15 protein-coding genes and 1 pseudogene are annotated in these 22,798 nt (G+C 71.5%); 7 read left to right on the plus strand and 9 right to left on the minus strand.

The window, feature by feature from the left end:
* Positions 1-186 precede the first annotated feature (186 nt).
* Together ACFW9Z_RS00005 and ACFW9Z_RS00010 are read left to right on the plus strand one after the other, a co-directional pair.
* A complete protein-coding gene (locus tag ACFW9Z_RS00005) occupies positions 187-1,458 on the plus strand; it encodes a sensor domain-containing protein (protein ID WP_384631826.1) in 1,272 nt (423 codons plus the stop codon).
* Positions 1,443-2,090, plus strand: a complete 648-nt coding sequence (locus ACFW9Z_RS00010) for a LuxR C-terminal-related transcriptional regulator (RefSeq protein WP_384631829.1) — start codon at positions 1,443-1,445, stop codon at positions 2,088-2,090. Before ACFW9Z_RS00005 ends, ACFW9Z_RS00010 begins: the two co-directional genes overlap by 16 nt.
* A gap of 92 nt (positions 2,091-2,182) precedes the next feature.
* Here the strand turns inward: ACFW9Z_RS00010 and ACFW9Z_RS00015 are convergent.
* A pseudogene (locus ACFW9Z_RS00015) lies at positions 2,183-2,720 on the minus strand (MarR family winged helix-turn-helix transcriptional regulator).
* Between the two features lie 44 nt (positions 2,721-2,764).
* Here ACFW9Z_RS00015 and ACFW9Z_RS00020 point away from each other — a divergent pair.
* Both ACFW9Z_RS00020 and ACFW9Z_RS00025 read left to right on the plus strand, forming a co-directional pair.
* Positions 2,765-3,307 (plus strand): carboxymuconolactone decarboxylase family protein, encoded by a 543-nt coding sequence (locus ACFW9Z_RS00020; protein WP_384631832.1) that lies wholly within the window; start codon positions 2,765-2,767, stop codon positions 3,305-3,307.
* Positions 3,308-3,428: 121 nt separating this feature from the next.
* Entirely contained in the window at positions 3,429-4,955 is a 1,527-nt protein-coding gene (locus tag ACFW9Z_RS00025) for a DUF1996 domain-containing protein (protein ID WP_384631834.1), read from the plus strand.
* A gap of 82 nt (positions 4,956-5,037) precedes the next feature.
* Here the strand turns inward: ACFW9Z_RS00025 and ACFW9Z_RS00030 are convergent, their stop codons facing one another.
* Together ACFW9Z_RS00030 and ACFW9Z_RS00035 are read right to left on the minus strand one after the other, a co-directional pair.
* Entirely contained in the window at positions 5,038-5,535 is a 498-nt protein-coding gene (locus ACFW9Z_RS00030; protein ID WP_384631837.1) for a hypothetical protein, read from the minus strand.
* 27 nt (positions 5,536-5,562) lie between these two features.
* Positions 5,563-6,315 carry a class I SAM-dependent methyltransferase gene (locus tag ACFW9Z_RS00035; protein WP_384631840.1) on the minus strand — a complete coding sequence of 251 codons (753 nt, stop codon included), beginning with the start codon at positions 6,313-6,315 and terminating at the stop codon, positions 5,563-5,565.
* A 97-nt stretch (positions 6,316-6,412) separates the two neighbouring features.
* Between ACFW9Z_RS00035 and ACFW9Z_RS00040 the strand changes: the two genes are divergently transcribed.
* From ACFW9Z_RS00040 to ACFW9Z_RS00050, 3 genes are read left to right on the plus strand one after another with little or no spacing between them, the layout of a single operon-like run.
* Positions 6,413-7,318, plus strand: coding sequence for a metal-dependent hydrolase (locus ACFW9Z_RS00040; RefSeq protein ID WP_384631843.1), 906 nt, complete (start codon positions 6,413-6,415; stop codon positions 7,316-7,318).
* 3 nt (positions 7,319-7,321) lie between these two features.
* Positions 7,322-8,398 carry a PDR/VanB family oxidoreductase gene (locus ACFW9Z_RS00045; protein ID WP_384631846.1) on the plus strand — a complete coding sequence of 359 codons (1,077 nt, stop codon included), beginning with the start codon at positions 7,322-7,324 and terminating at the stop codon, positions 8,396-8,398.
* 35 nt (positions 8,399-8,433) lie between these two features.
* Positions 8,434-9,168: a TetR/AcrR family transcriptional regulator gene (locus ACFW9Z_RS00050; RefSeq protein ID WP_384631849.1), complete on the plus strand. Its 735-nt coding sequence runs from the start codon at positions 8,434-8,436 to the stop codon at positions 9,166-9,168.
* Here the strand turns inward: ACFW9Z_RS00050 and ACFW9Z_RS00055 are convergent.
* The 6 genes from ACFW9Z_RS00055 to ACFW9Z_RS00080 all read right to left on the minus strand — a co-directional run bounded on the left by ACFW9Z_RS00055 (position 9,165) and on the right by ACFW9Z_RS00080 (position 22,779).
* A complete protein-coding gene (locus ACFW9Z_RS00055) occupies positions 9,165-9,869 on the minus strand; it encodes a DUF2470 domain-containing protein (RefSeq protein WP_384631852.1) in 705 nt (234 codons plus the stop codon). The genes ACFW9Z_RS00050 and ACFW9Z_RS00055 overlap by 4 nt on opposite strands.
* Before the next feature lie 128 nt (positions 9,870-9,997).
* Entirely contained in the window at positions 9,998-12,265 is a 2,268-nt protein-coding gene (locus ACFW9Z_RS00060) for an ATP-binding protein (protein ID WP_384631854.1), read from the minus strand.
* Positions 12,266-12,474: 209 nt separating this feature from the next.
* The gene (gene pulA / locus ACFW9Z_RS00065) at positions 12,475-17,793 is read right to left on the minus strand and encodes a pullulanase-type alpha-1,6-glucosidase (protein ID WP_384631857.1); all 5,319 of its coding nucleotides are present in this window, start codon (positions 17,791-17,793) and stop codon (positions 12,475-12,477) included.
* A 90-nt stretch (positions 17,794-17,883) separates the two neighbouring features.
* The gene (locus ACFW9Z_RS00070) at positions 17,884-19,626 is read right to left on the minus strand and encodes a carbohydrate-binding module family 20 domain-containing protein (RefSeq protein WP_384631860.1); all 1,743 of its coding nucleotides are present in this window, start codon (positions 19,624-19,626) and stop codon (positions 17,884-17,886) included.
* A gap of 433 nt (positions 19,627-20,059) precedes the next feature.
* Positions 20,060-21,118, minus strand: a complete 1,059-nt coding sequence (locus ACFW9Z_RS00075) for a LacI family DNA-binding transcriptional regulator (protein ID WP_384631863.1) — start codon at positions 21,116-21,118, stop codon at positions 20,060-20,062.
* Positions 21,103-22,779 carry a glycoside hydrolase family 13 protein gene (locus ACFW9Z_RS00080; protein WP_384631866.1) on the minus strand — a complete coding sequence of 559 codons (1,677 nt, stop codon included), beginning with the start codon at positions 22,777-22,779 and terminating at the stop codon, positions 21,103-21,105. The genes ACFW9Z_RS00075 and ACFW9Z_RS00080 overlap by 16 nt, the downstream gene beginning before the upstream one ends.
* Between the last annotated feature and the right edge of the window lie 19 nt (positions 22,780-22,798).

A 22,798-nucleotide genomic window follows, 5' to 3' on the forward strand; every position in this document is an offset into this window, starting at 1 on the left:
GTCTTCTGCCCGTGGTCCGGGGCCGCCGCCGTGAGACCCCGGCCGCCGGGGCGGGCGGGTCCGGGGTGGTGCCAGGTACACCCCCGGGTGGGTGTCGGACCGGCTGCCGGGGCGGGAGCGGCGTGGGCGAGACTGACTGCGGAACGGGGCCCGTTCGGGTCCGGTCAGGGGAGAGGGACGACGACCATGAACGCACTCGTGACACGGGTCCGGCCGCCGATGCTGGCGGCGGGCCGGGGGCTCTTCCTGTCGGTCTACGGGCTGGCCGTCTCCATCATCCTGTTCGTCCTCGCGGTGCTGTCGATCAGCTTCATCCTGCTGGGCATCGGCGTGTTCACCACCCCGGTGGCGCTGGAGGCGGTGCGCCGCCACGCCAACCAGCGGCGGCTGTGGGCGGCCGCCTGGTCCGGCGTACGCATCCCGGCTCCGTACCGCCCGCTCCCGAAGGATCTGCGCGGGGGCGTCACCGGGCAGGTGGAGCGCACGACCCTGCTGCTGAAGGACCCGGCGACCTGGCGGGACCTCCAGTGGCTGCTGGTCGACATGACGGCCGGGGCCGTGCTGGCCGTGCTGGCCGCGGCCCTGATGCTGTACCCGATCGAGTCCGTCGTGCTGGCGGCGGGGCTGTGGCGGGTGTTCCAGGACGGCGACCCGTACTGGTACGGGTTCGTGCCGGTGGACAGCCAGCTCACGGGGCTGGCCGCCCTGGCGCTCGGCGCGGCGCTCTTCTGGCTCGGCCTGCGGGCCGCCGAACCGGTGCTGCGGGCGCACTTCCTGCTGGCCCGCACCCTGCTGGCGCCCACCTCGGAGCAGACCCTGGCGCAGCGCGTGGACCGGCTCACCGAGACCCGGCACGAGGCGGTGGACACCGCCGCCTCCGAACTGCGGCGCATCGAGCGGGATCTGCACGACGGGGCGCAGGCGCGGCTGGTCGCGATGGGGATGAACCTGGGGACGATCGAGGCGCTCATCGAGAAGGACCCGGCGCAGGCGAAGAAGATGCTGGCCATGGCCCGGGAGTCCTCGGCGGAGGCCCTGACCGAGCTGCGCGACCTGGTCCGGGGCATCCACCCGCCGGTCCTGGCCGAACGCGGCCTCGGCGACGCGGTCAAGGCGCTGGCCCTGCGGCTGCCGGTGACCACGGAGGTGACCGTGGATCTGCCGGGGCGGGCGGAGGCGTCGGTGGAGTCGGCGGCGTACTTCGCGGTGAGCGAGGTCCTGACCAACGCCGTGAAGCACTCCGGGGGCGACCGGATCTGGGCGGACCTGCACCACACCGAGGGGATGCTGCGGATCTCCGTGACGGACAACGGCGGGGGCGGTGCGCGCGTCGGATCGGGCTCCGGCCTGAGCGGGGTCGAACGGCGACTGGGTACATTCGACGGTGTCCTGGCCGTCAGCAGCCCCGCGGGCGGTCCCACCATGGTGACCATGGAGCTTCCTTGCGTGTTGTCCTAGCCGAAGACCTCTTCCTGCTGCGCGACGGCCTGGTGCGCATGCTGGAGGCGTACGGGTTCGAGATCGCCGCAGCCGTGGAGACCGGGCCCGAACTGACCAAGGCCCTCGCCGAGTTGCAGCCGGACGTCGCGGTCGTCGACGTCCGGCTCCCGCCGTCCCACACGGACGAGGGCCTCCAGTGCGCCCTGGCGGCCCGGCGGGCGCGGCCGGGCTTGCCGGTGCTGGTGCTCTCGCAGCACGTGGAGCAGTTGTACGCACGGGAGTTGCTGGCCGACGGCAACGGAGCCATCGGCTACCTCCTCAAGGACCGGGTCTTCGACGCCGACCAGTTCATCGACGCGGTACGCCGGGTGGCGGCGGGCGGCACGGCGATGGACCCGCAGGTCATCTCCCAGCTCCTGTCCCGCCGTTCGCAGGACAAGCCGATGGGCGGCCTCACCCCGCGCGAGCGGGAGGTGATGGAGCTGATGGCCCAGGGCCGGTCGAACGCGGCCATCGCGGGGCAGTTGGTGGTCACGGAGCGGGCGATCGCCAAGCACACCTCGAACATCTTCGGGAAGCTCGGGCTGCCGCCCTCGGACGACGACAACCGCCGGGTCCTCGCGGTGCTCGCGTATCTGGACCACGGCTGACCGATATCCGGACTGGGGCTGACCGGCCGACCCGGGTGGCCGGTCAGCTCCTGGCCGGTCAGCCCTTGGCCCCGGGCAGCTCCCGGCCCCGGTCAGCCCGTGAACCACCCGGCCGCGTCGAGCCGGAACGCGTTCGCCGGGGCCATCGTGCGCAGGTCCGCCTCCAGGGCCGTCAGCCGCTCCTCCCCCAGCACCCGGGCCCACTCGGCCCGTAGCCGGTCGAAGCCCTCGGCGGACCGGGCCAGCAGGTCGATGCCGTGCGGGGTCGGACGGATCACGGTGCGCCGGCCGTCGGCGGGGTCGGCGGCGCGCTCCACGTACCCGAGCACCGACAGCTTCTCGACGGTCTTCCCGGCCGCCTGTTTGGAGACCCCGAGCCGTCGGCCGATCTCACTGATGCCCGCGCCGTCACGGCCCACGGCCTGGAGGGCGAAGCCGTACGCGGGACGGGCCTCCGGGTGCCCGTGCTCGGCCAGCTCCCGGTGCAGGGCGTCGATGATCGAGCGGAAGCCGGCGAAGAGGAGCAGCGGCAGCTCGAAGCCGCCGGGCGCACCCCCTTCCCGCGCCACAGCCCCTGCCTCAGCCATTGCCGAACTCGACAACCTGGTTTACCTTTTTTTCGTCAACCATGTTGTCTATTCTACCCGCCCCCGCCCACCCCAGAAAGGTGCGCCATGCCCTTCCCCGACCTCACCCCCGAGACCGCACCGCCCGAGGCACGGCGAGCGCTGAAGGCCGTGACGGAGCGCCTGGGCTACCGGCCCGCCGCCGTCGCCCGGCTCGCCGCCTCGCCCCACACCCTCGACGGCTTCCTCAAGCTGAGCGCGATCTTCGAGAGCTGCACCCTGAACCCGCTCTCCCGCGAGGTCCTGATCATGACGGTGGCCACCCGTAACGACTGCCATGTCTGCGTCGCGATGCACACGGCGAAGCTGACCGCCATGGCCGCCGACCCGACGCTGATCACCGCCCTGCGTGACCGCTCCGAGCCCCCGCTGCCTGACCAACGCCTGGAAGCCGTACGCCGGTTCACGCTGGCCGTGCTCGCCTCGGCGGGTGCGGTCGACGATGCGGTGCTGCGGGACTTCCTGCCGTACGGATACACCGAGCAGAACGCCCTGGAAGTGGTCCTCGGTATCGGCACGTACACGCTCTCGACCCTGGCCAACCGGCTCACCGGTGCTCCCGTGGACGCCCCATTGGCCGCCTTCGCCTGAGAGTTGGGCATTCGGGCCGCTTTCCGGCTGGAGCTTTCCACGAATCGGCCGGAGGGCTGAACGGACCGCCGGGCCCGCGCGTATGGGACGTCACGCTTCTCCCTCGAAGCAGAGGAGTCCCATGCGACGCACAGCACGTACCCCCCGCACGTCCCGCAAGAAACGCTCCAGCCTGGCCAACCGGGCCATAGCCGCCTCCGCCGCCCTGATCCTGGGCGGGGGCGGGCTGGTGGCGGTGAATGTCTACGCCTCCGCGGGGGAAGGGCCGTCCGGTTCACCACCGACCCGGACCCAGAACACGGCCCGACAGATGTCCACCATCGACTGTCCCGATGCCGGTATCGAACTGTCCGAGGTGCCCGAGCAGGCACGCCCCGAGGTCGACCGCGAACTCGCGGCGATGGATACCCAGATCACCGATGCCTACCGGCAGTTCGCCGACCGGAAGGAGCAGATATCCCAGGACCCCGGCCTCGCCGAGAACGCCGTGCTCGGCCCGTTGCGGAGCAAGCGGACGGCGAGCCTCGACCGCATCCGCATCGCGATCGGGCGCGTCGGGGAGCGGCCTGCGGGGATCGAAGGCCTCGCCGGATGCAGCCTGCGCGCCGACGACAGCGCCCCCGGCAACCCTGACAACCCCGGCGCCCCGGGTGACGGCGGCAATGGCGGCGACGGCGGAAATGACGGGCAGAACGGTGGCCAGGACAACGGTCAAGGTCAGGGCCAGGGCCAGGGCCAGGGCCAGGGCCAGGGCCAGAGCGGCAACGGCCCCGTAGCCTCCGATTTTGTCGACATCCAGTCCGTCCAGCCCAACGTCGACCGCCCCCGCCAGCGCCGCGGCGCCTCCCGGGGCACCTTCACCACCGACTGCGGCCGCAACGAGAACGGGAAGTTCAACCCGGACAACGTGATCGTCGCCCCCGGCGTCAGCAACGGCGCGCACCATATGCACGATTACGTCGGCAACCAGGCCAACGACGCCTTCGCCAGCGACGACGACCTCGCGAACGGTGTCACCACCTGCCGCAACCAGGGCGACCGGTCGTCCTACTTCTGGCCCGTGCTGCGGCTCCAGAACGGGCAGGACGAGGCCGATGTGAACGCCGACGGCGGAGGCAGGGACCAGAACGTCGGCCGGATCCAGACGCCGTCCCAGGTGACGCTGAAATTCGTCGGCTCCCCCGTCGGCAGGGTCACCGCGATGCCACGCTTCCTGCGGATCATCACCGGGGACGCGAAGGCGTTCACCAACGGTGACGCCAACGCCAACGCCTCCTGGAGCTGCACCGGGTTCGAGAACCGCCAGCTGAAGGACAAGTACCCCATCTGCCCCCAGGGCAGCCAGGTGGTGCGTACGTTCGCCTTCCAGAACTGCTGGGACGGGCGGAACACCGACAGCGCCAACCACCGCACCCATGTGGCGTTCGCGCAGCCCAACGGGCGTTGCCCGAACGGGTTCCGGGCGGTTCCGCAGCTGGTCCAGCGGATCGTGTACGACGTACCGCCGGGGCCCGGCTTCGCCGTCGACTCCTTCCCCGAGCAGCTGCACAAGCCGATCACCGACCACGGCGACTTCATCAACGTCTTCGACCAGCGGCTGATGAAGAAGATGGTGCGGTGCATCAACGACGGGCGCCGGTGCCGCTGATACGCCACCGATGAGAGGCCGGAGCCGGTGCCGGTGATTCGGCACCGGCACCGGCAGCGCCCGTCCCCTTGAACCTGCGCGGTCAGCTCCCGTGGTGACCGGAGTGCCCTTCCTCGCTCCCCCCATCGCCGCTCTCCCCCGAGTGGTGCGGCGAGGCGGTCTCCACCGTCCCCCCGAGCCGGCCGCGCAGCGCCGCGACCACCTTCGCGTCACCGACGGCGACCCACCGCCGGCCGACGAGATACGAACCGCCGTAGTCCTTGGCCTCGTTGATCCACTCGCGCTGGCCGCGGTCGGTCGCGAAGGTGGTCAGCACATAACGCCCGCTCGCGGTCTTGCAGTTGGCCTGCCGGAGCTCCTGGGCGTCGGTCTGTACGTTGGGTTCGCAGCCCGCCTTCTCGGCCAGCTGCTCCAGGGTTCCCGTCGCGGTCGGCGGTGCCGAGGGACGGTCGTTCCCGGCGCCGTCGGCCGCTTCCTGTTTGCCGTCCGCACTGCACCCGCTCAGGAGCAGCAGTGCTGCCAGGAGGGTGCCCGCGGCCCGGGGGCCGACTCCGACTCGCCATTCCGGTTCTGTCACCATCAGCCCATCCTGCACCCGAATCCGGGCTCAGGGACGGGCTACGGCAAGACTCACGACATAGGTCTCCTCCACCTCTCCGGACGGGAACAGCGCGGTCAGCACGGCGTGTTCGCGGGCCAGGCAGTCGCGCACCGCCGCCGGGTCCGCGATCAGGAAGTCGGAGTACGTGGCGATGTTGGCGAGGTGCGTGTCGACCGGTACGCGACGGCTCCAGGTCACCAGACGGGTACGGAAGTCGAGCGCGTCGGGCAGCATGGCACGGAAGCGGGCCCGGTCGTCGTACACCGTCGGGACCTCGGCCCCGAAGAAGGCCCGCAGCCGCCGGTCCTGGTCAGCGATCCACTCCACGCGCGGGTCGGAGTCGTTCCACCACAGGGCGAGCGCCCCGCCCGGCCGCAGCACCCGGCGGACCTCGGGGACCGAGCGGGCGGGGTCGGTCCAGTGCCAGGCCTGGGCGTACGTGATCAGGTCCATGGAGCCGGTCCGCAGCGGCAGCCGGTTGCCGTCACCCCGGACCACGGGCACGTCCGGCAGGCTACGGCGGAACTGCTCGGCCATCCCGTCGCCCGGCTCCACCGCGGTGATCTGGGCGCCCCTCTCGCGCAGCCGTGCGGTGCCGAGTCCGGTGCCCGCACCGACGTCCGCGACCCGGGCTCCGGCCAGCGGGCGGCCGGACAGCTCCTCGACGGCGTCGAACAAAGCGGGCGGATAGGAGGGCCGGTTGGCAGCGTAAGCGGCGGCCTCCGCGTCGAAGGAGCGCGCCTGCACAGGGTTCGTCATACAACCATCATGGCCCGGCGTTCCGCCCCCCGGCCGTCACTCGGGAAATCTGTGCACGCCTCTGGTCCCCCCGCATACCCGTCAGTACATTGACACCATGTCTAACACGCAGCCAGCGGCGGTCGCGTCGGAGCGGACGCCGCTCAAGGCCCGCAAGGTCTCCTTCGCCTGGGAGAAGACCCCCCTCCACTGGGTGCCGGGCGACCCGTTCACCACGCACACCATCAACGTGCTCCACCTGCTGCTCCCGGCCGGGGAGCGGTGGTTCATCCATGTGTACCGGCAGATCCTCCCGTACATCCATGACGAGCAGCTCCGCGAGGACGTCATCGGGTTCATCGGCCAGGAGGCCGTGCACTCGCAGGCGCACGACGATGTGCTGCCGCATCTGCGGGAGTTGGGGCTCGACCCGACCCCGTACACCGCGCAGGTCGACTGGTTCTTCGAGAAGCTGCTCGGGGACCGGACGCTGCCGCCGGGGCGGCCCTCGCACTGGTGGCTGATGGAGCGGGTGGCGATGATCGCGGCCATCGAGCACTACACCGCGTTCCTCGGCGACTGGATCCTCAACGCGGAGGCGCTGGACCGCAAGGGCGCCGATCCGACCATGCTGGACCTGCTGCGCTGGCACGGTGCGGAGGAGGTGGAGCACCGGTCGGTGGCGTTCGAGGTGTTCATGCATGTCGACGGCGGCTACCGCAGGCGGGTGCGGACCTGGGCGGCGGCCTTCTCGGCGCTCGTCTTCCTCTGGCAGCGCGGCACCCGGTTCTTCATGGAGAACGATCCGAGCCTGCTGGACGGCAAAGCCACGTTCAAGGCGTTCCACACCAGCGGGAAGGAAGGGACGCTGCCCGGTACGGGCGCGATCCTGCGGTCCATACCCAGCTATCTGAGCCGGTCGTACCACCCCTCCCAGGAGGGCAGTACGGCCCAGGCCGTCGACTACCTCGCCCATTCGCCCGCGGCGCTCGCCGCCGAGGCCCGTACGACGGGAACGTCCTGACCCATGGCCCTGCCCCGTCTCCGTACCGTCGTCGTGGTCGCCGGTGCCGCCCTGCTCACCCGGCGGGCGCTGCGCCGCCGGATCACCCGGTCCCCGCTGTGGCCGATGCCCGCCCTGCCCGAGCCGATATCCGGGCACTCCCAGCGGCGGGCCACCGCCGTCCGGCGACTGCTCGTCACCGAACGGACCACCATCGCCGACGGGGTCGTACAACTGCGGCTTGAGGGTGCCCAGTTGCCGCCCTGGCAGCCCGGGGCCCATCTGGACCTCGTCCTGCCCTCGGGGCTCGTGCGGCAGTACTCGCTCTGCGGTGATCCGGACGACCCGGGTACGTACACGGTCGCGACCCGGCTGGTGGCGGACGGGCGGGGCGGGTCGCGGGAGGTGCACGAGCAGCTCCAGGAGGGCGAGGAGATCGAGGTGCGCGGGCCGCGCAACCGGTTCCCGCTGGTGGCGGCGGAGGCGTATGTCTTCGTCGCGGGCGGGATCGGGATCACCCCGATCCTGCCGATGCTGCGTTCGCTGGCCGCGCGGGGGGCCGACTGGCGTCTGCTGTACGGGGGTCGGTCGCGGGCCTCGATGCCGTTCCTGGACGAGATCGAGAAGCTCGGGGCCGAGGGCGGGCGGGTGACCGTGGTCGCGCAGGACGAGGCGGGGCACCCGGACACCGCCGCCGCGCTGGCGGACATCGCGCCCGGCACGGCGGTCTACTGCTGTGGCCCCGAGCCCCTGATGGCCGCCGTCACCGCCGCGCTCCCCGAGGGCCGCACCCTGCATCTGGAGCGGTTCTCCGCCGCGACGGGCGAGGCCGGGGACTCCGGCGCCTTCGAGGTGGAGCTGCACCGCAGCGGACGTACGGTCCAGGTGGCGGCCGGGCAGTCAGTGCTGGCGGCAGTGCGCGAGGAGCTGCCCCATGTCTCGTACTCCTGCGAGCAGGGCTTCTGCGGGACCTGCCAACAGCGCGTCCTGGCGGGCGAGATCGACCACCGGGACGAGCTACTGACCGACGACGAGCGGGGTGACTCGATGCTGATCTGTGTCTCGCGGTGCCGGAGCGGGCGCCTCGTCCTGGACCTGTGACCGATGGCGGCGCCCACCCCGGCTAGGCTGTCCGGATGACGACCGGGGTACGGCGCAGGATGGGCGTCGACGAGCGCAGGCAGCAACTGATCGGCGTCGCGCTGGACTTGTTCAGCCGGCGCTCCCCCGAGGATGTGTCGATCGATGAGATCGCCGCCGCCGCGGGCATCTCACGGCCGCTGGTCTACCACTACTTCCCGGGGAAGCAGAGCCTGTACGAGGCGGCGCTGCGGCGAGCCGCCGACGAGCTGGCCGCCCGCTTCCTGGAACCGCTCGAAGGGCCCCTGGGAGCGCGGCTGTTGCGGGTGATGGGGCGGTTCTTCGACTTCGTCGACGAGCACGGGCCGGGCTTCTCCGCGCTGATGCGCGGCGGTCCGGCCGTCGGCTCCTCCACGGCCAATGCCATGATCGACGGGGTGCGGCAGGCCGCGTACGAGCAGATCATCACCCATCTGGGGGTGGAAGACCCGCCCGCGCGGCTGGAGTTGGTGGTTCGCTCCTGGGTCTCGCTCGCCGAGTCGACCGCGCTGATCTGGCTGGACGGGCGGCGCATCCCGCGCGAGGAGCTGGAGACGCAGCTCGTGCACGACTTCGCGGCGCTGGCCGCCGTCAGTGCCGCCTACGACCAGGAGATGGCGGACATCGTGCTGCGGGTGCTCGCCCAGGAGCCGGTGGAGGGCCCGTTCGGGGAGCTGCTGGCCCGGCTCTCCGCTCTCGCCCCCGCCGTACCGGCCGTCCCGGCGCAGCGGCTGCCGCGCGAAAGCCCTTAAGTCAGCAGGCCGTTGCGGTGCGAGACGCGGCGGGCGGCGGCCAGGAGGGCGTGGATCTGCGGGCCCGCCTGGTCGATCTCGGTCACCGGCTTCGGGAACGGGAGCCGTACATCGCGGTGGGTGTGCGGGTACTCCAGGCGCAGGGTCACCCCGTAGCGGTCCATGGCCAGGGGCACGGCCCGCACCATCCCCCGGTCCGGGTGGGGGCGGACGAGGCGCAGCAGCAGCGGGACGAGCTCGCTGTGGTCGTCGACCAGGTGCGTCAGCATCCCCGCCTCGCACGCGGCGACCGGGTCCGTTTCCGTCTGCTCCAGCTCTTCGAGCGTGACGAACGTACGGCCCTCGGCGTCCTCCAGGACCGCCTGGCCGAACTCCATGCAGGTGGAGCTCTTGGTGTCGGTGCTGTACGGCGCCGCCAGCAGGCCGGTCACCGTGACGCGGGCGCGCAGCCGGTCCCGTACGGGAGTGGGGGCGATGTCCGTGAACTCCAGGCGGGCCGGGACCCGCTGGCCGGCCGGGGCGTGGCCGCCCTCGGTGGGGGCGTGCAGGTGGATGTGGCCCATCGCCCCCGTGCCGTCGAGGCGGCGGACTTCGGTCTGCACCCCGTCGCTCACCACCGTCATCGAATGGGCGACGACGAGGATCGACCGGACGCGCTCGGCGCGGGTCGGCTGCGTGGCACGGGCGCTGAAAGGACGCATCCGAGTTCTCCAGAGGCGGTCAGGAAACCCAAGCGGTTACTTAGGCATGCCTAACCTAACCCAGGATGCGGTGGCAGGGGTAGTCCGCGGTCCGAACCGGTGCCCGCGCTTCACCCTCCCGGGGCCCCTCAGAGCTGGAGTTCGCTGGTGAGCGCGGCGGCGAGACCGACCTCCGCGTTGTCCGCCTGACCGCGTTCGAAGGCGCGCTGGTAGGCCTCGTCGCCCACGGCGGCCCGGGCCTGGAGCTCGCAGGTCTCGCGGACCGCGCACAGCTCGGGGGTGCCGCGCTGGGGGTGGCCGACCATCCGCCAGTACGCGTGTCCGGTGCCGTAGACCCGGGCCGCCTGGGCCCCCGCGCCCTGGGCGGCGATCGCGGCGGCGAGGATGTCCAGGCCCAGCGCGATGCCGAAGCTGTCGCGGAGCCGGTGCTTGCCCGCGAGCATCGCGCGGGCATGGGCGGCGGAGTCGGCCGGGCGGCCCTGGAGGAGGGCGATCAGGGCGAGCTGGTAGTCGGCGTAGGAGCGGGTCCAGTACTCGCCGCCCCGCTCGCAGGACCGGCGCAGCGCGGCAGCGGCCCGGGAGGACTCGGCGAGCCGGCCGAGCGCGGTGAGCGCGAAGACGGTGATGAGACGGCAGCGGAGGCGGTGGGCCGACTCCACGGGGGCGGGGTCGTCGGGGGTCCCGGGGGCAGGGGCCCCACCGGCCTCAGGGGCAGGGTCCACGGCAGCCTCGCCGGAGGCTTCCTCAGCGGCCGCACCCGTAGCCTCCCCGCCGACTCCCCCCACGGCCCCGTCGCCGACCTCCCCACCGACCTCCCCAGCGGCGCCCCGACGCCCCGCAGGCCCTCCGTCCGGCGGTGCCGTCTCCGTCATCCGCAGCACCCGCTCGGCCGCCTCCAGCGCGGCGGCGGGCTCCCCGTTCATCAGCTGGGTGAGGCCGGAGAGGTAGGTGGCGCCGAGCATCCCCTCGTCGTCCCGGTCGTACAGCGCGATGGCCGTGCAGAGCGCCCCGTACTTCTCGGCGGTCGCGAAGTCCCCCTGGAGCAGGGCCGCCACCCCGAGCACCCACTGGAGCCGGGTCCGGTGCGGGCCGTCCACCGGGCCCGCGTCCAGCGCCCGCTGGGCGTAACCGCGCGCCTCCGACAGGTGGCCGCAGCAGGCCCAGAAGAAGCCGACCCGGCCCGCCATCTCCTGCGCGCCCGCCACATCGTGGGCGAGCAGGTGGTCCAGGGCCGCGCACAGGTCCAGATGGGTGTCGGCGACCGTGTGGTACCAGGAGATCTGGTCGGGGCCGGTCCAGCCGTCGTGGGCGCGGCGGGCCAGGCCGAGGAAGCTGGTGGCGTGCCGGTCGGCGGCGGCCCGCTCCTCACCGAGCTCGGTCAGCCACATGCGGCCGTACTCGCGCAGGGTGTCGAGCATCCGGTAGCGGGTGCCGTCGCGCTGGACGACCGACTGGGCGACGAGCCCTTGCAGCGCCCGGTCCACCTCGTCGGGGGTGAGCGGCCCCCCGGTGCAGACCTCGCGGGCGGTCTCCTCGTCGAAGTCCGTACGGAGCAGGGTCAGGCGCGCCCACAGGAGCCGTTCCAGCGGGGTGCAGAGCTCGTGGCTCCAGCCGATCGTGGTGCGCAGGGTGCGGTGGCGGCGGGGCCAGAGGGAGTCGTCGGCGAGGAGGTCGAGCCGGGAGGCGGTGAGGTCCTCGGCGTCCACCGGGGCGTCGAAGCGGGTCCCGATACGGGTGGCGAGCTGGGCCACGGTGTGGCGGCCGATGCCCGCGGCGGCCAGTTCGATGGCGAGCGGGATGCCTTCGAGGCGGCGGCAGATGTCGGCGGCGGCCGCCCGGTCCCCCGGCGCGTCAAGACCCGCCCGGGGGTCGCCCGCGCGCAGCCGGTCCTCGAAGAGCCGGAGCGCGTCGGGGGCGCCGTCGACCGGCAGCGGCTGGATCCGTACGACGTGCTCGCCCCGGGTGCCCAGCGGCTGCCTGCTGGTGACCAGGACGGTCAGGCCGGGCGAGGTGGTCAGGACCTCGGCCAGCAGATGGGAGCAGGGGGCGCGCAGATGCTCGGCGGAGTCCAGGACGAGCAGGAGGCGCTTGTCGCTGAGCCATTCGCAGAGCGCCTCGACGGGCATCCGCAGGGTGTGGTCCGCGAGCCCGACCGCGTCCGAGACGGTGGGGAGCAGCAGCGCGTCGTCGTAGAGCGGGGAGAGGTCGGCCCACCAGGCGCCGTCCGGGTAGCGGTCGGCGGCGGCGCGGGCGGCCCGGACGGCGAGCCGGGTCTTGCCGACGCCGCCGGGCCCGATCAGGGTGGTCATCCGCCGCGTGGTCAACGCGGTGTCCAGCCGGGCCAGTTCGGCCCGCCTCCCGACGAAGCTGCTCGTCTCCTCGGGAAGGAATCCCACCTTGGTCATCATCACCGTCCGCACGCTGGGGCAGGGGGCGCCGGTGAGCCGACCGCCCCGGACGGGGCTTCCCGCCGCGCGAACCGGGCCGGTCCCGCCTCCCTCCGGCGAGGAAGGCCTCGACGGGGAAGGCGGGACCGGCCCGGTGGCCAGGACGGCTGTCGCGGCTCCTTCGCCGACGTCTGCCGTCACCGTAGTGCCGGTGGCTGTCAGCGCAGGACGAAGACCGCCACTGTGCGTCCCGGTACGGTGAAACTGGCTGATTTCCCGTCGTACCTGGCTCGTTTGACCGTAAGATCCGCACCCTTGGCCTGGACCGGGTGCAGCGCGTACGTCTTCCCCGCCGGGGCGGCGAGCTTCTGGGTGGCGGTGTCCGGGGTGGCGTTGAGGACGACGGCCAGCCTGCCCAGGCGCATGGTGATCACGCCGGGGGTCTCGGCCGGTCCGGAGAGCGGGAAGGACAGGGCGGACTGCACCTGCCCGGCGGTGGCGAGCGAGAACTCCTTCTCGGTCGTACGGATGGTGAGCAGATCGCGGTAGGCGGCCGAAGCGCCGTCGATCTGGGCGCACTTGGGGGAGATCGTGGCGGAGGCCGTCAGCAGCGGCTTCGCGTACGACCACTTGTCCGCGTTGTCGGCGGCGGGCGGCAGGCCCCGGCCGAAGCCGTTGCCGTCGCGGCAGTCCCAGTGCAGGGCGTTGAACCAGTCACCGCTGTCGTAGGAGTTGCGGTCCAGCGACTTGGAGCGCAGGAGATCGGTGCCCGCCTGGGAGAGCGAGGGACCCTGCGAGAGGACGGACGCGCCCATCGCGACCACCTGGGCCCTGGCCCGCTCGGCGGCCGTGGTGGAGACCGGCAGCTTGAAGGCGAGGGTGTCGAAGAGCGTCTCGTTGTCGTGGGCGTCGGAGTAGGCCAGCGCGTCGCCGGGCACGGCCGCGTATCCGGCGGGCGACCCGTTGTAGTCGACGTCCGAGCCCTTGACCGTACGCCCGGAGGTGTCGGTGAAGGTGTAGTCGGCGAGGTTGCCGGAGAGCCCGACCTTGATCAGGTCCTGGTAGTGCAGCAGCCGGGCCTTCTGCTCGGCGCGGGTGCCGTTGGCCGGGGAGGAGTTGGGGTCGGTGTAGAGGCCGGAGGCGAAGCCCTGGACGCCGGGGTCCTCGTCGAAGGGGCCGCCGCCGCGCACGGCGTCACGGGCCCGGTCGGAGAAGGTCGCGATGCCGGTTCCGGCCATGTTCTTCTGGGTGGCCTGGACGAAGCGGGCGTCGTCCGCGATCTCGCCGAAGTTCCAGCCCTCCCCGTACAGGATGATCTTCTTCCCGTCGACGCCGTCCTTGGCGAGCGTGAGCCCGTCCAGCGCCTTGCGGACGGCGAGGATGTTCTCCTTGGGGTGGTGGCCCATCAGGTCGAAGCGGAAGCCGTCGACCTTGTACTCCTTGGCCCAGGTGACGACCGACTCCACGACGAGCTTGCCCATCATGGTGTTCTCGGGCGCGGTGTTGGCACAGCAAGTGGAGGTGGCGACGGTGCCGTCCTCCAGGAGCCGCTGGTAGTAGCCGGGCACGATCCTGTCGAGCACCGACTTGTCGTCCTGGCCGGAGGCGACGGTGTGGTTGTAGACGACGTCCATGACGGTCCGCAGCCCGGCCTGGTTGAGCCCCTGGACCATCTGCCGGAACTCGACCGTGCGCTTGGTGCCGTCGGGGTCGGAGGCGTACGAGCCCTCGGGGACGGTGTAATGCAGCGGGTCGTAACCCCAGTTGAAGCCGTCCTTGGCGGCGGCCTTGCTCACGCAGGCCTGCTGCTCCTCGGAGTCGGGGGCGTAGGCGCGCAGGTCGCAGGCGGGTTTGGCCTGATCGGCCTTCCTCTCCGGGATCGTCCCGATGTCGAAGACGGGCAGCAGGTGGACGTAGTCGGTGCCGGAGTCCGCGAGCTTCTTCAGGTGCTTCATTCCGGCCGAGCGGGTGTCGGTGAAGGCCCGGTACTCCCCCGGGTGCTTCGCCGTGCGGTCCGTGATCGAGAAGTCCCGGACGTGCAGCTCCTGGATCTGGGCGTCCCGCAGCGGGGTGGCGGCGGGCTTCTTCAGGCCGGACCAGCCGCTCGGTGCCAGCTTCGGGTCGGTGAGGTCGACGACGAGGCTGCGGGCCGAGTCGGCGGTCAGGGCGGTGGAGTAGGGGTCGGTGACCTTGTTGGTGACCAGCTTCTGGACGGTGGGCGCCCAGACGGTGACGGCGTACCGGTAGGGCTTGCCCCGCCACTCCTTCTTTCCGGTGACCGACCAGACCCCGGTGCGGTCGTCGCGCTTCATCGGGTGCGTACGGCCGTCGAGTTCGAGGGCGACGGTCGCGGCGGTGGGGGCCCACACGGAGAGGGTGGGCACCGACTTCCGGAAGACCGGGCCGAGTTCGGCGGTCGCCGCGTGCTTCCCGTACAGGTCGTCCAGGATGCCCGCTGTCTGTACGCCGGTCGCGGCGAGGAGAGCACCGTTGGCGGCGCGCTGGGTGGCGATGACCTGGCCGCGCAGGGATGCGCGGACGCGGTCCCGGTCGCGGGGGTCGACGGTGAAGGCCGGATACTCCTTCAGATGCGGGAACTCGGCCTTCTGCGCGTCACTCAGCGCGGCCTGGTTGAGCCGCAGCCACTGGCCCTCGTCGGAGAGCGCCCCGTCGACGACGGAGATGCCGCCCTTCTTCGCGTACACGAGCTGCTGGCTGGTGGCGTCGGTGGTCTTCACCTTCCAGACGACGGTGTTCGCGTCGATCCACTGCGCCTCGGCCTTTCCGAGGTCGGGAGCCGTGCCGCCGCCGACCTGCGGGAGCAGATAGCCGGGCCTGCCGCCGATCAGCCAGACCTCGTGGCCGTACGTGGCGATGTCCAGGGACTGGTCGCTGGGGAGGTCCTTCTCGTCGCCCTTGTGCAGGATGTAGCTCAGCGAGGTGGCGCCATCGACGAGCGGCACCTCGAAGGTGACCCCGTAGGCGTCCTCCCTGACCGGCATCAGCGGCTTGGCCCAGTCGGTGGGCTCCTTGGCGCCGGTCCAGGTGTGAATCCCCCAGCCGTCGTAATTCCCGTCGGCCCGGTGGTAGTTGAGGACCGCCTTGGTGGTGTCCTGCGGCGGGGCCTCGGGGGCTTCGACCGCCTGCCCGTCCTTGCCCTGCTCCACCCAGACCTGCCCGGTCACCCCGAGGTCGATGGTCCGCTCCGGGCCGTCCGCCGTGCCGTTCTTCTCGACGGTGTACGGGACCGAGCCCGTGCCCTCCTCCAGGTCGAGCCAGGCGAACGCGCCGAACGCGCTCCGCCCGATGAAGTCGGCGGTCTTGGTACCGGACTTGAGCTGCCAGCCCTCGTAGTCGCCGTCCGTACGCTGGTAGTGGACGACGGCCCGGTCGCGCTCGACGGCGACGGGCTTCGGGACCGGCGGGGTCTGCCCGGCGGTGGTGGCGGCGAGGGCGCTGGAGGTACGGCCCGCCCGGTCGACGACAACGGCCTTGTAGCGCAGGGGCGTTCCCGCCTTCACCGTCCCGTCGAGGTACTGGGTGACCTGGTACGGGGCATGGTCGGCCGAACCGAGCGTCTGCCACTTGCCGTTGCCCACCTGGGCGGCGAAGACCACCCGGTTGAGCTGGCCGCCGTCCACATCGGCGGCGATCTCGACGGTGCCGGTCGCTCCGGCGGCCGGGGCCTTCAGCGTGATCACGGGCTTGGTGGCGGGGGCGCCGAGCGGCTTCTCCGCCCGCAGCACGATGCTGGAGAGGGCGGGCACGGTGACGGTGACCTTCTTGTCCGCACCGCTGCGGACCGCGCCGGAACCACCGTAGATCGTACGGAAGTTGACCCCGGCCGACTCGGTGGCGAGCTGGACCTTCTTCGGGGTGGTGGCGTTGTTGGAGGCGACCAGGTACTCGTACGGCCGCTTGGTCTCGATGCGCGAGGTGGCGTACACCGAGCCTTGCGCGTACCGCTCGCTCTGCACCCCGTCCCGCAGCGCCGGGTGGTCCTTGGTGAGCTTGGCGAGCCCGGCGATGGAGCGGTAGATGGGGTGCGTGGTGTCGTACGCGTCCGAGGCGTGGGTGCGGTCGGTGCCGAGCTGGTCGTCGTCCAGGTAGTCGGCGGTCTTCGAGGCGAAGAGGGTCTGGCGGGAGTCCTTGTCGCCGCCCGCTCCGGTGAAGCCCTGCTCGTCGCCGTAGTAGATGACCGGGTTGCCCCGGCCGAGGAACATCAGCTCATTCGCGAGCCGGGCCCGCTTCAGCAGCTCGGCGTCACCGGCCTGCGGGTTGTCCTGCTTGAGGAAGGTCCCGATGCGGCCCATGTCGTGGTTGCCGAGGAAGGTGACCTGCTCGTAGGCGTTGGCCTTGTCCGTGGTGTAGCGGTAGTCCTGGCCGTACACCGAGGCGAGCCGGTCGGCCGGGGCGCCCTGGGAGGCGAACTGCCGGGCGGCCTCCTGGAACGGAAAGTCCAGCGTCGAGTCCAGGCGGCCCCGCGTGACGTACGGCGAGGTGATCGCCGGATCGGCGGAGTAGACCTCACCGAACATAAAGAAGTCCTTCCGGCCCCGCTTGGCCGCGTACGCGTCGAGCGCGGTGGCCCACTGGGTCCAGAAGTCCAGGTCGACGTGTTTGACGGTGTCGATGCGGAACCCGTCGATGCCGAAGTCGCGGACCCACTTCTCGTAGATCTTCCGCATGCCCTCCACGACCTCGGGACGCTCGGTCCACAGGTCGTCGAGCCCGGAGAAGTCGCCGTACTCGTTGGACTCGCCCGCCCACGTCGAGTCGCCCCGATTGTGGTACATCGTCGGGTCGTTGAGCCAGGACGGGACCTTCTTCTCCGCGCCGGGGACCGTCACCGGGGTGTACGGGAACGAGTCCCGGTCGACCTTCTTCACTTCCTCGCGGTCGTCGAAGGGGCGGCCGTCCTTGTCGAGGTAGGGGAAGGCACCCTTGGGCTTGTAGCCGTAGGCCTTCTCCGCGTAGTCGACGGTGTCGGCGGTGTGGTTGGTGATGACGTCGAAGAAGACCTTCATGCCCTTGGCGTGGGCCTTGTCGATCAGCTTCTCCAGGTCGGCGTTGGTGCCGAAGTGCGGGTCGACCTGGGTGAAGTCGGTGATCCAGTAACCGTGGTAGCCGGCCGAGGCGTCCTTGCCGGTGCCCTGGACGGGCCGGTTCTTGAAGATCGGGGCGAGCCAGATCGCGGTGGTGCCGAGGCCCTTGATGTAGTCGAGCTTCTGGGTCAGGCCCTTGAGGTCGCCGCCCTGGTAGAACCCCTTGTCGGTGGGGTCGAAGCCGTGCTCCAGGCGTGAACCCTTCAGCCCGCCCCGGTCGTTGGCGGTGGAGCCGTTGGCGAACCGGTCCGGCAGCACGAAGTAGAACTGCTCACGCGTGAGGTCGTGCCGGGCCGCCTCCTTCGCCAGTTTCGCATCGGAGGGCGGGGCGGGCGGTCGGGGCGCTGCGGCGGCGGTGGCCGCCGGGACGACGGGCAGCAGCGCCACGCAGAGCGCGGCGATCACCCCTCGCCTGAGGGTGGTTCTGGACACGAGAGGGTCGCTCCTCGGCTGGTGTGGCAGGAGGGTTGGCGGTGGGCCGGAGGCAGCGCGCCTCCGGCCCACCGGGGGAAGGGGTACGGGTCAGCCGCGCCACACGTCGGCGGTCAGCGTGACCTTTCCGGAGGCCGGGACGGTGGCGGTGCGGTTGGCGCCGCTCTCCCAGGTGACGTTGCCGTTCGCGTCCCTGCGGACGTACTTGTACGCGAACGTGGTCCCGGCGGGCAGGTTCACGTCCAGCTTCCAGACGGGGTACGTGGCCGGGTCGAGCTTCGGCGCGTTCGCCGGGTTCCAGTTGCCGAGGGCGGCCTGGTCCCCGGTGACGTGGATGTTCTGGCCGAGCTGGGTGGTGGCGTGGACGCCGAAGGAGGCGCCGGACTGGCCGTTGCCGGGGCCGGGGTCGGGGTTGGAGCCGCCGCCGCCATCGCCGGAGCACGTACGGGCGTTGGCGTGCAGGGCCACGGCCGTACCGGCGCCGAGCGTGGCGGTGAACTGGCCGGAACCGTTCACCGTGACGCCCCGCCCGGACTGCACATCGCAGTAGTCACCGGCGGGCAGCGAGGTCTGGAAGGTCCGGGTCAGCGAGGAGCCCTCGTGGTTGATGGCCACGTACGCCTTGTTCCCCCGGCCGAAGGCGATCTGGTCGCCCCCGTTGTCCCACCAGTTGGTGACGGCCTGGCCGCGTGCCGCGTTACGGAGGCCGACCATGGAGGAGATCTCGCGCCAGTCGTGCTGGCACTTCCAGCCGTCGGCGTAACAGGCGTTCACCTGGCCGTTGTTGGGCGGTCCGGCGTCGTGGTCGCTGAACTCGTAGCCGGAGTGGACGTCCGGGGAACCGTAGGGCCAGGCCAGCATGAAGACGTTGGCCAGCGTGTAGGCGGAGCCGTTCTTGTAGCTGAGGGTGTCACCGACGCGCTCGGTGTCGTGGTTGTCGACGAAGACACCGGACTTGCCGGACTCCATGAAGCCCCAGCTCTCGCCGAAGTTCTTCAGGTGGGCGAGGTTCTCGTTGAGGAACACCTGCTTGAGGGCGCGCGCGTACCGGAACTCCTGGACGTCCCCGGTGCCGAGGTACTCCGAGGGCGAGACGGCCTCGCCCGCCCCGTGGATCGCCTCCTGCTTCCAGTAGACGTTCGGGTTGGTCAGCCGGGACTTGATGTTGGCGAGGTCGGCGGCGGGCATGTGCTTGGCCGCGTCGATCCGGAAGCCGTCGACGCCGAGGGAGAGCAGGTCGTTGAGGTATCCGGCGATCCTGCCGCGTACGTACTCCTCGCCCGTGTCCAGGTCCGCGAGGCCGACGAGTTCGCAGTTCTGGACGTTGGCGCGGTCCCGGTAGTTCGTGATCTCCGCCCGGCAGTCGTCCATGTCGCTGCCGGAGTAGATGCCCGGGTAGTTGTACTTGGTGTACGACGAGCCTCCGGTGCCCGTGCCGTTGCCCGCCGACATGTGGTTGATGACGGCGTCCACGACGACCTTGACCCCGGCCGAGTGACACGTGTTCACCATGGCGGAGAAGGCGGCCCGGTCACCGAGCCGACCGGCGATCTTGTAGCTGACGGGCTGGTACGACGTCCACCACTGGCCGCCCTGGATGTGCTCCTGGGGCGGCGAGACCTGGACGTAGCCGTAGCCCGCCGGACCCAGGGAGTCCGTGCAGGCCTTGGCCACGGAGGCGAACTTCCACTCGAACAGTACGGCCGTGACGTCCTTGTCGCCCGGAGCGGCGGCCAGCGCGGGGGACGCGGTGCCGAATCCGGTGGGGATGACGAGGGCGGCAGCGGCGCCGGCCACGAGGGCGAGCGCGGCAGACAGGGGTCTGCGTGCCATGTCTTTCCTCCTGCGGGTGGGGGAAACGCGGGTGACGGTGCAGCCTCAGCCGGCAACGCGCCATGCCCTCAAGGCTCCTGAAGGTTCTTGCTGCAAGAATGCAAACCTTGCCGCGGACCAGACCGTACGAGGCCGTCAGGGACTGGTCAACCCTTTGGACATCCCCCGCTCACATCCACGAAACAAGCCATTTTTCTTCGCGGTTTCTTGCTGCAAGGTCTTTCGCAAGATATTGCGGGCCTGTTACGTTTCACCTGCCTCCGGTCCGGTCGGCCGAGGGTTCCGGTGCTGCTTCGCGGTGCCGGACTCCACGCGCCCGGCCGGCCGGGCCGGTCACGGACAAGAGAGGCACCCGGAGTCGCTGAAACTCCCCGCCGGCCCTTCCTGGGCCGACTCCTGGTGCCTCTCCTGTACGTGTTCCGCCGTGTTCGGGTCAGTCCGTGCGGACCGCCGCCGTCGAGCCGCGTACCACCAGCTCCGGCTGGAACACGTACTCCGTGCGCTGCACCGGGCTCCCGCCGATCTCCTCCAGCAACGCGCCCACCGCGGCCGCCGCCATCGCCTGCACGGGCTGGCGCACAGTGGTCAGCGGCGGGTCGGTGAAGGCGATGAGCTGCGAGTCGTCGAAGCCGACGACCGAGACGTCACGCGGGACGTCGAGCCCCCTCCCCCGGGCGGCGCGCACGACACCCAGGGCCATCAGGTCGCTGCCGCAGACGATGCCGGTGCACCCCGCGTCCAGCAGGGCCCCCGCCGCCACCTGGCCGCCCTCCACGCTGAACAGCGTGGAGCAGACGAGCCCTTCGGCCTCCGCCCGGTCCATGCCCAGCAGCGAGATCGCCGCCTCCACGAACCCGTCGCGCTTGCGCCGTGACGGGACGTACCGCTGCGGGCCGATGGCCAGGCCGATCCGGCGGTGGCCGAGCTCGGCGAGGTGACCGACGGCCATCCGTACGGCGGCGTTGTCGTCGGGCGAGACGAAGGGGGCGCTGATCCGTTCGTTGTAGCCGTTGATCAGGACGAACGGCACACCGCGCTCGGTGAGCGCGGCGTACCGGGCCGGGTCGGCCGAGGTGTCGGCGTGCAGCCCGGAGAGGAAGACGATCCCGCCGACTCCCCGCTCCACGAGCTGTTCGACCAGCTCGTCCTCCGTCGCCCCGCCCGGGAGCTGGGTGCAGAGCACGGGGGTGTAGCCGTGTCCGGCCAGCACCTGTTCGACGGACTGCGCGAACGCCGGGAAGATCGGGTTGGTGAGTTCGGGCGTCACCAGGCCGATCAGTCCGGCGCTGCGCTGCCGCAGCCGTACGGGCCGCTCGTAGCCCAGGATGTCGAGCGCCGCGAGCACCCGCTGACGCGTGGTGTCCGCGACGCCCTGCTTCCCGTTCAGGACCCGGCTGACCGTCGCCTCGCTGACCGCCGCCTGTCCGGCGATGTCGGAGAGGCGGGGCGCCGCCGTGGTCCTGGGTGCGGGCAGTGTCACACCGTCCACCACACCGTGGTGTCGGCGGGCAGTACGGCCTCGGCGCCGTCGACGGTGACCGGGGAGCTGGCGAGCAGCACCCGGCCCCGGGCGGTGATGCGGACCGGGGCACCGGTGGTGTTGACGGTGCAGACGAAGCCGGGGCGGGCGAGGACGAGAACGCCCTCGGGGCCGTCCAGCCACTCCACGTCCGTGCCCGCGCCGAGGCCCGGGTGGTCCCGGCGGGCGGCGAGCGCGGCCCGGTACAGCTCCAGGGTGGAGCCCTCCACGCCGGTCTGCGCCTCCACGGAGAGCTCGCCCCAGCCGGTGGGCTGCGGGAGCCAGCTGCCGCCTTCGCCGAACCCGTACGACGTGCCCTCGCGGGTCCACGGGATCGGGACGCGGCAGCCGTCGCGGAAGCCGTCCTGGCCCTCGGCGCGGAAGAACGAGGGGTCCTGGCGGGCCTCGTCGGGCAGGTCGGTGACGTCGGGCAGGCCGAGCTCCTCGCCCTGGTAGACGTAGGCGGAGCCGGGCAGGGCGAGCATCAGGAGGGTGGCGGCGCGGGCCCGGCGCAGGCCGAGTTCGCGGTCGCCGGGGGTACGGATCTGGGTGCCCAGGCCCGCCGGGTTGGCGAACCGGGTGGCGTGCCGGGTGACGTCGTGGTTGGAGAGCACCCAGGTGGTGGGGGCGCCGACCGGGCGCATCGCGTCGAGCGAGACGTCGATGACCTCGCGCAGCTCCGCCGCGTCCCAGGCGGTGCCCAGGTACTGGAAGTTGAACGCCTGGTGCATCTCGTCGGGGCGCACGTAGTTGGCGGTGCGCTCGACGGTCGGGGTCCACGCTTCCGCGACGGCAATGCGCTCGCCGGGGTACTCGTCCAGGATCGTGCGCCAGCTGCGGTAGATCGCGTGGACGCCGTCCTGGTCGAAGAAGGGCATCACGTCGTTGCCGAGCAGCTTGAGCTGGTCGTGGGTGCCGAGGTCGGGCAGGCCCTCGGCCTTGACGAGGCCGTGGGCGACATCGACGCGGAAGCCGTCGACGCCCATGTCGAGCCAGAAGCGCAGGATGGAGCGGAACTCGTCGGCGACGGCCGGGTGCTCCCAGTTGAAGTCGGGCTGCTCGGGGGCGAAGAGGTGGAGATACCAGTCGCCGGGGGTGCCGTCCGGGTTCACCGTACGGGTCCAGGCGGGGCCGCCGAAGATGGACTCCCAGTCGTTGGGCGGGAGTTCGCCGTTCGTGCCCTTGCCCGGGCGGAAGTGGTAGCGCTCGCGCAGCGCGGAGCCGGGGCCCTCGGCCAGGGCGCGCTTGAACCACTCGTGCTGGTCGGAGGAGTGGTTGGGCACCAGGTCGACGATGATGCGCAGGCCCAGGCCGTGCGCCTCGCGGATCAGCGCGTCGGCGTCCAGCAGGGTGCCGAACATCGGGTCGATGGCCCGGTAGTCGGCGACGTCGTAACCGGCGTCGGCCTGCGGGGAGGCGTAGAAGGGGGAGAGCCACACCGCGTCGACACCGAGGTCCCGCAGGTAGGGCAGGCGGGCGGTGACACCGGCGAGGTCGCCCATGCCGTCACCGTTGCCGTCGGCGAAGCTCCGCGGATAGACCTGGTAGATCACCGCGTCCTGCCACCAGCCGGTGCGGTGGCCCGGGGCGTCGTCGGACGTGCCGGTGGAGGGGGCAGCGAGGTGCTGGGTCATGTCGTCCCTGGGGTGTCTG

This window comes from Streptomyces sp. NPDC059452, assembly GCF_042750035.1.
Classification (GTDB): domain Bacteria; phylum Actinomycetota; class Actinomycetes; order Streptomycetales; family Streptomycetaceae; genus Streptomyces.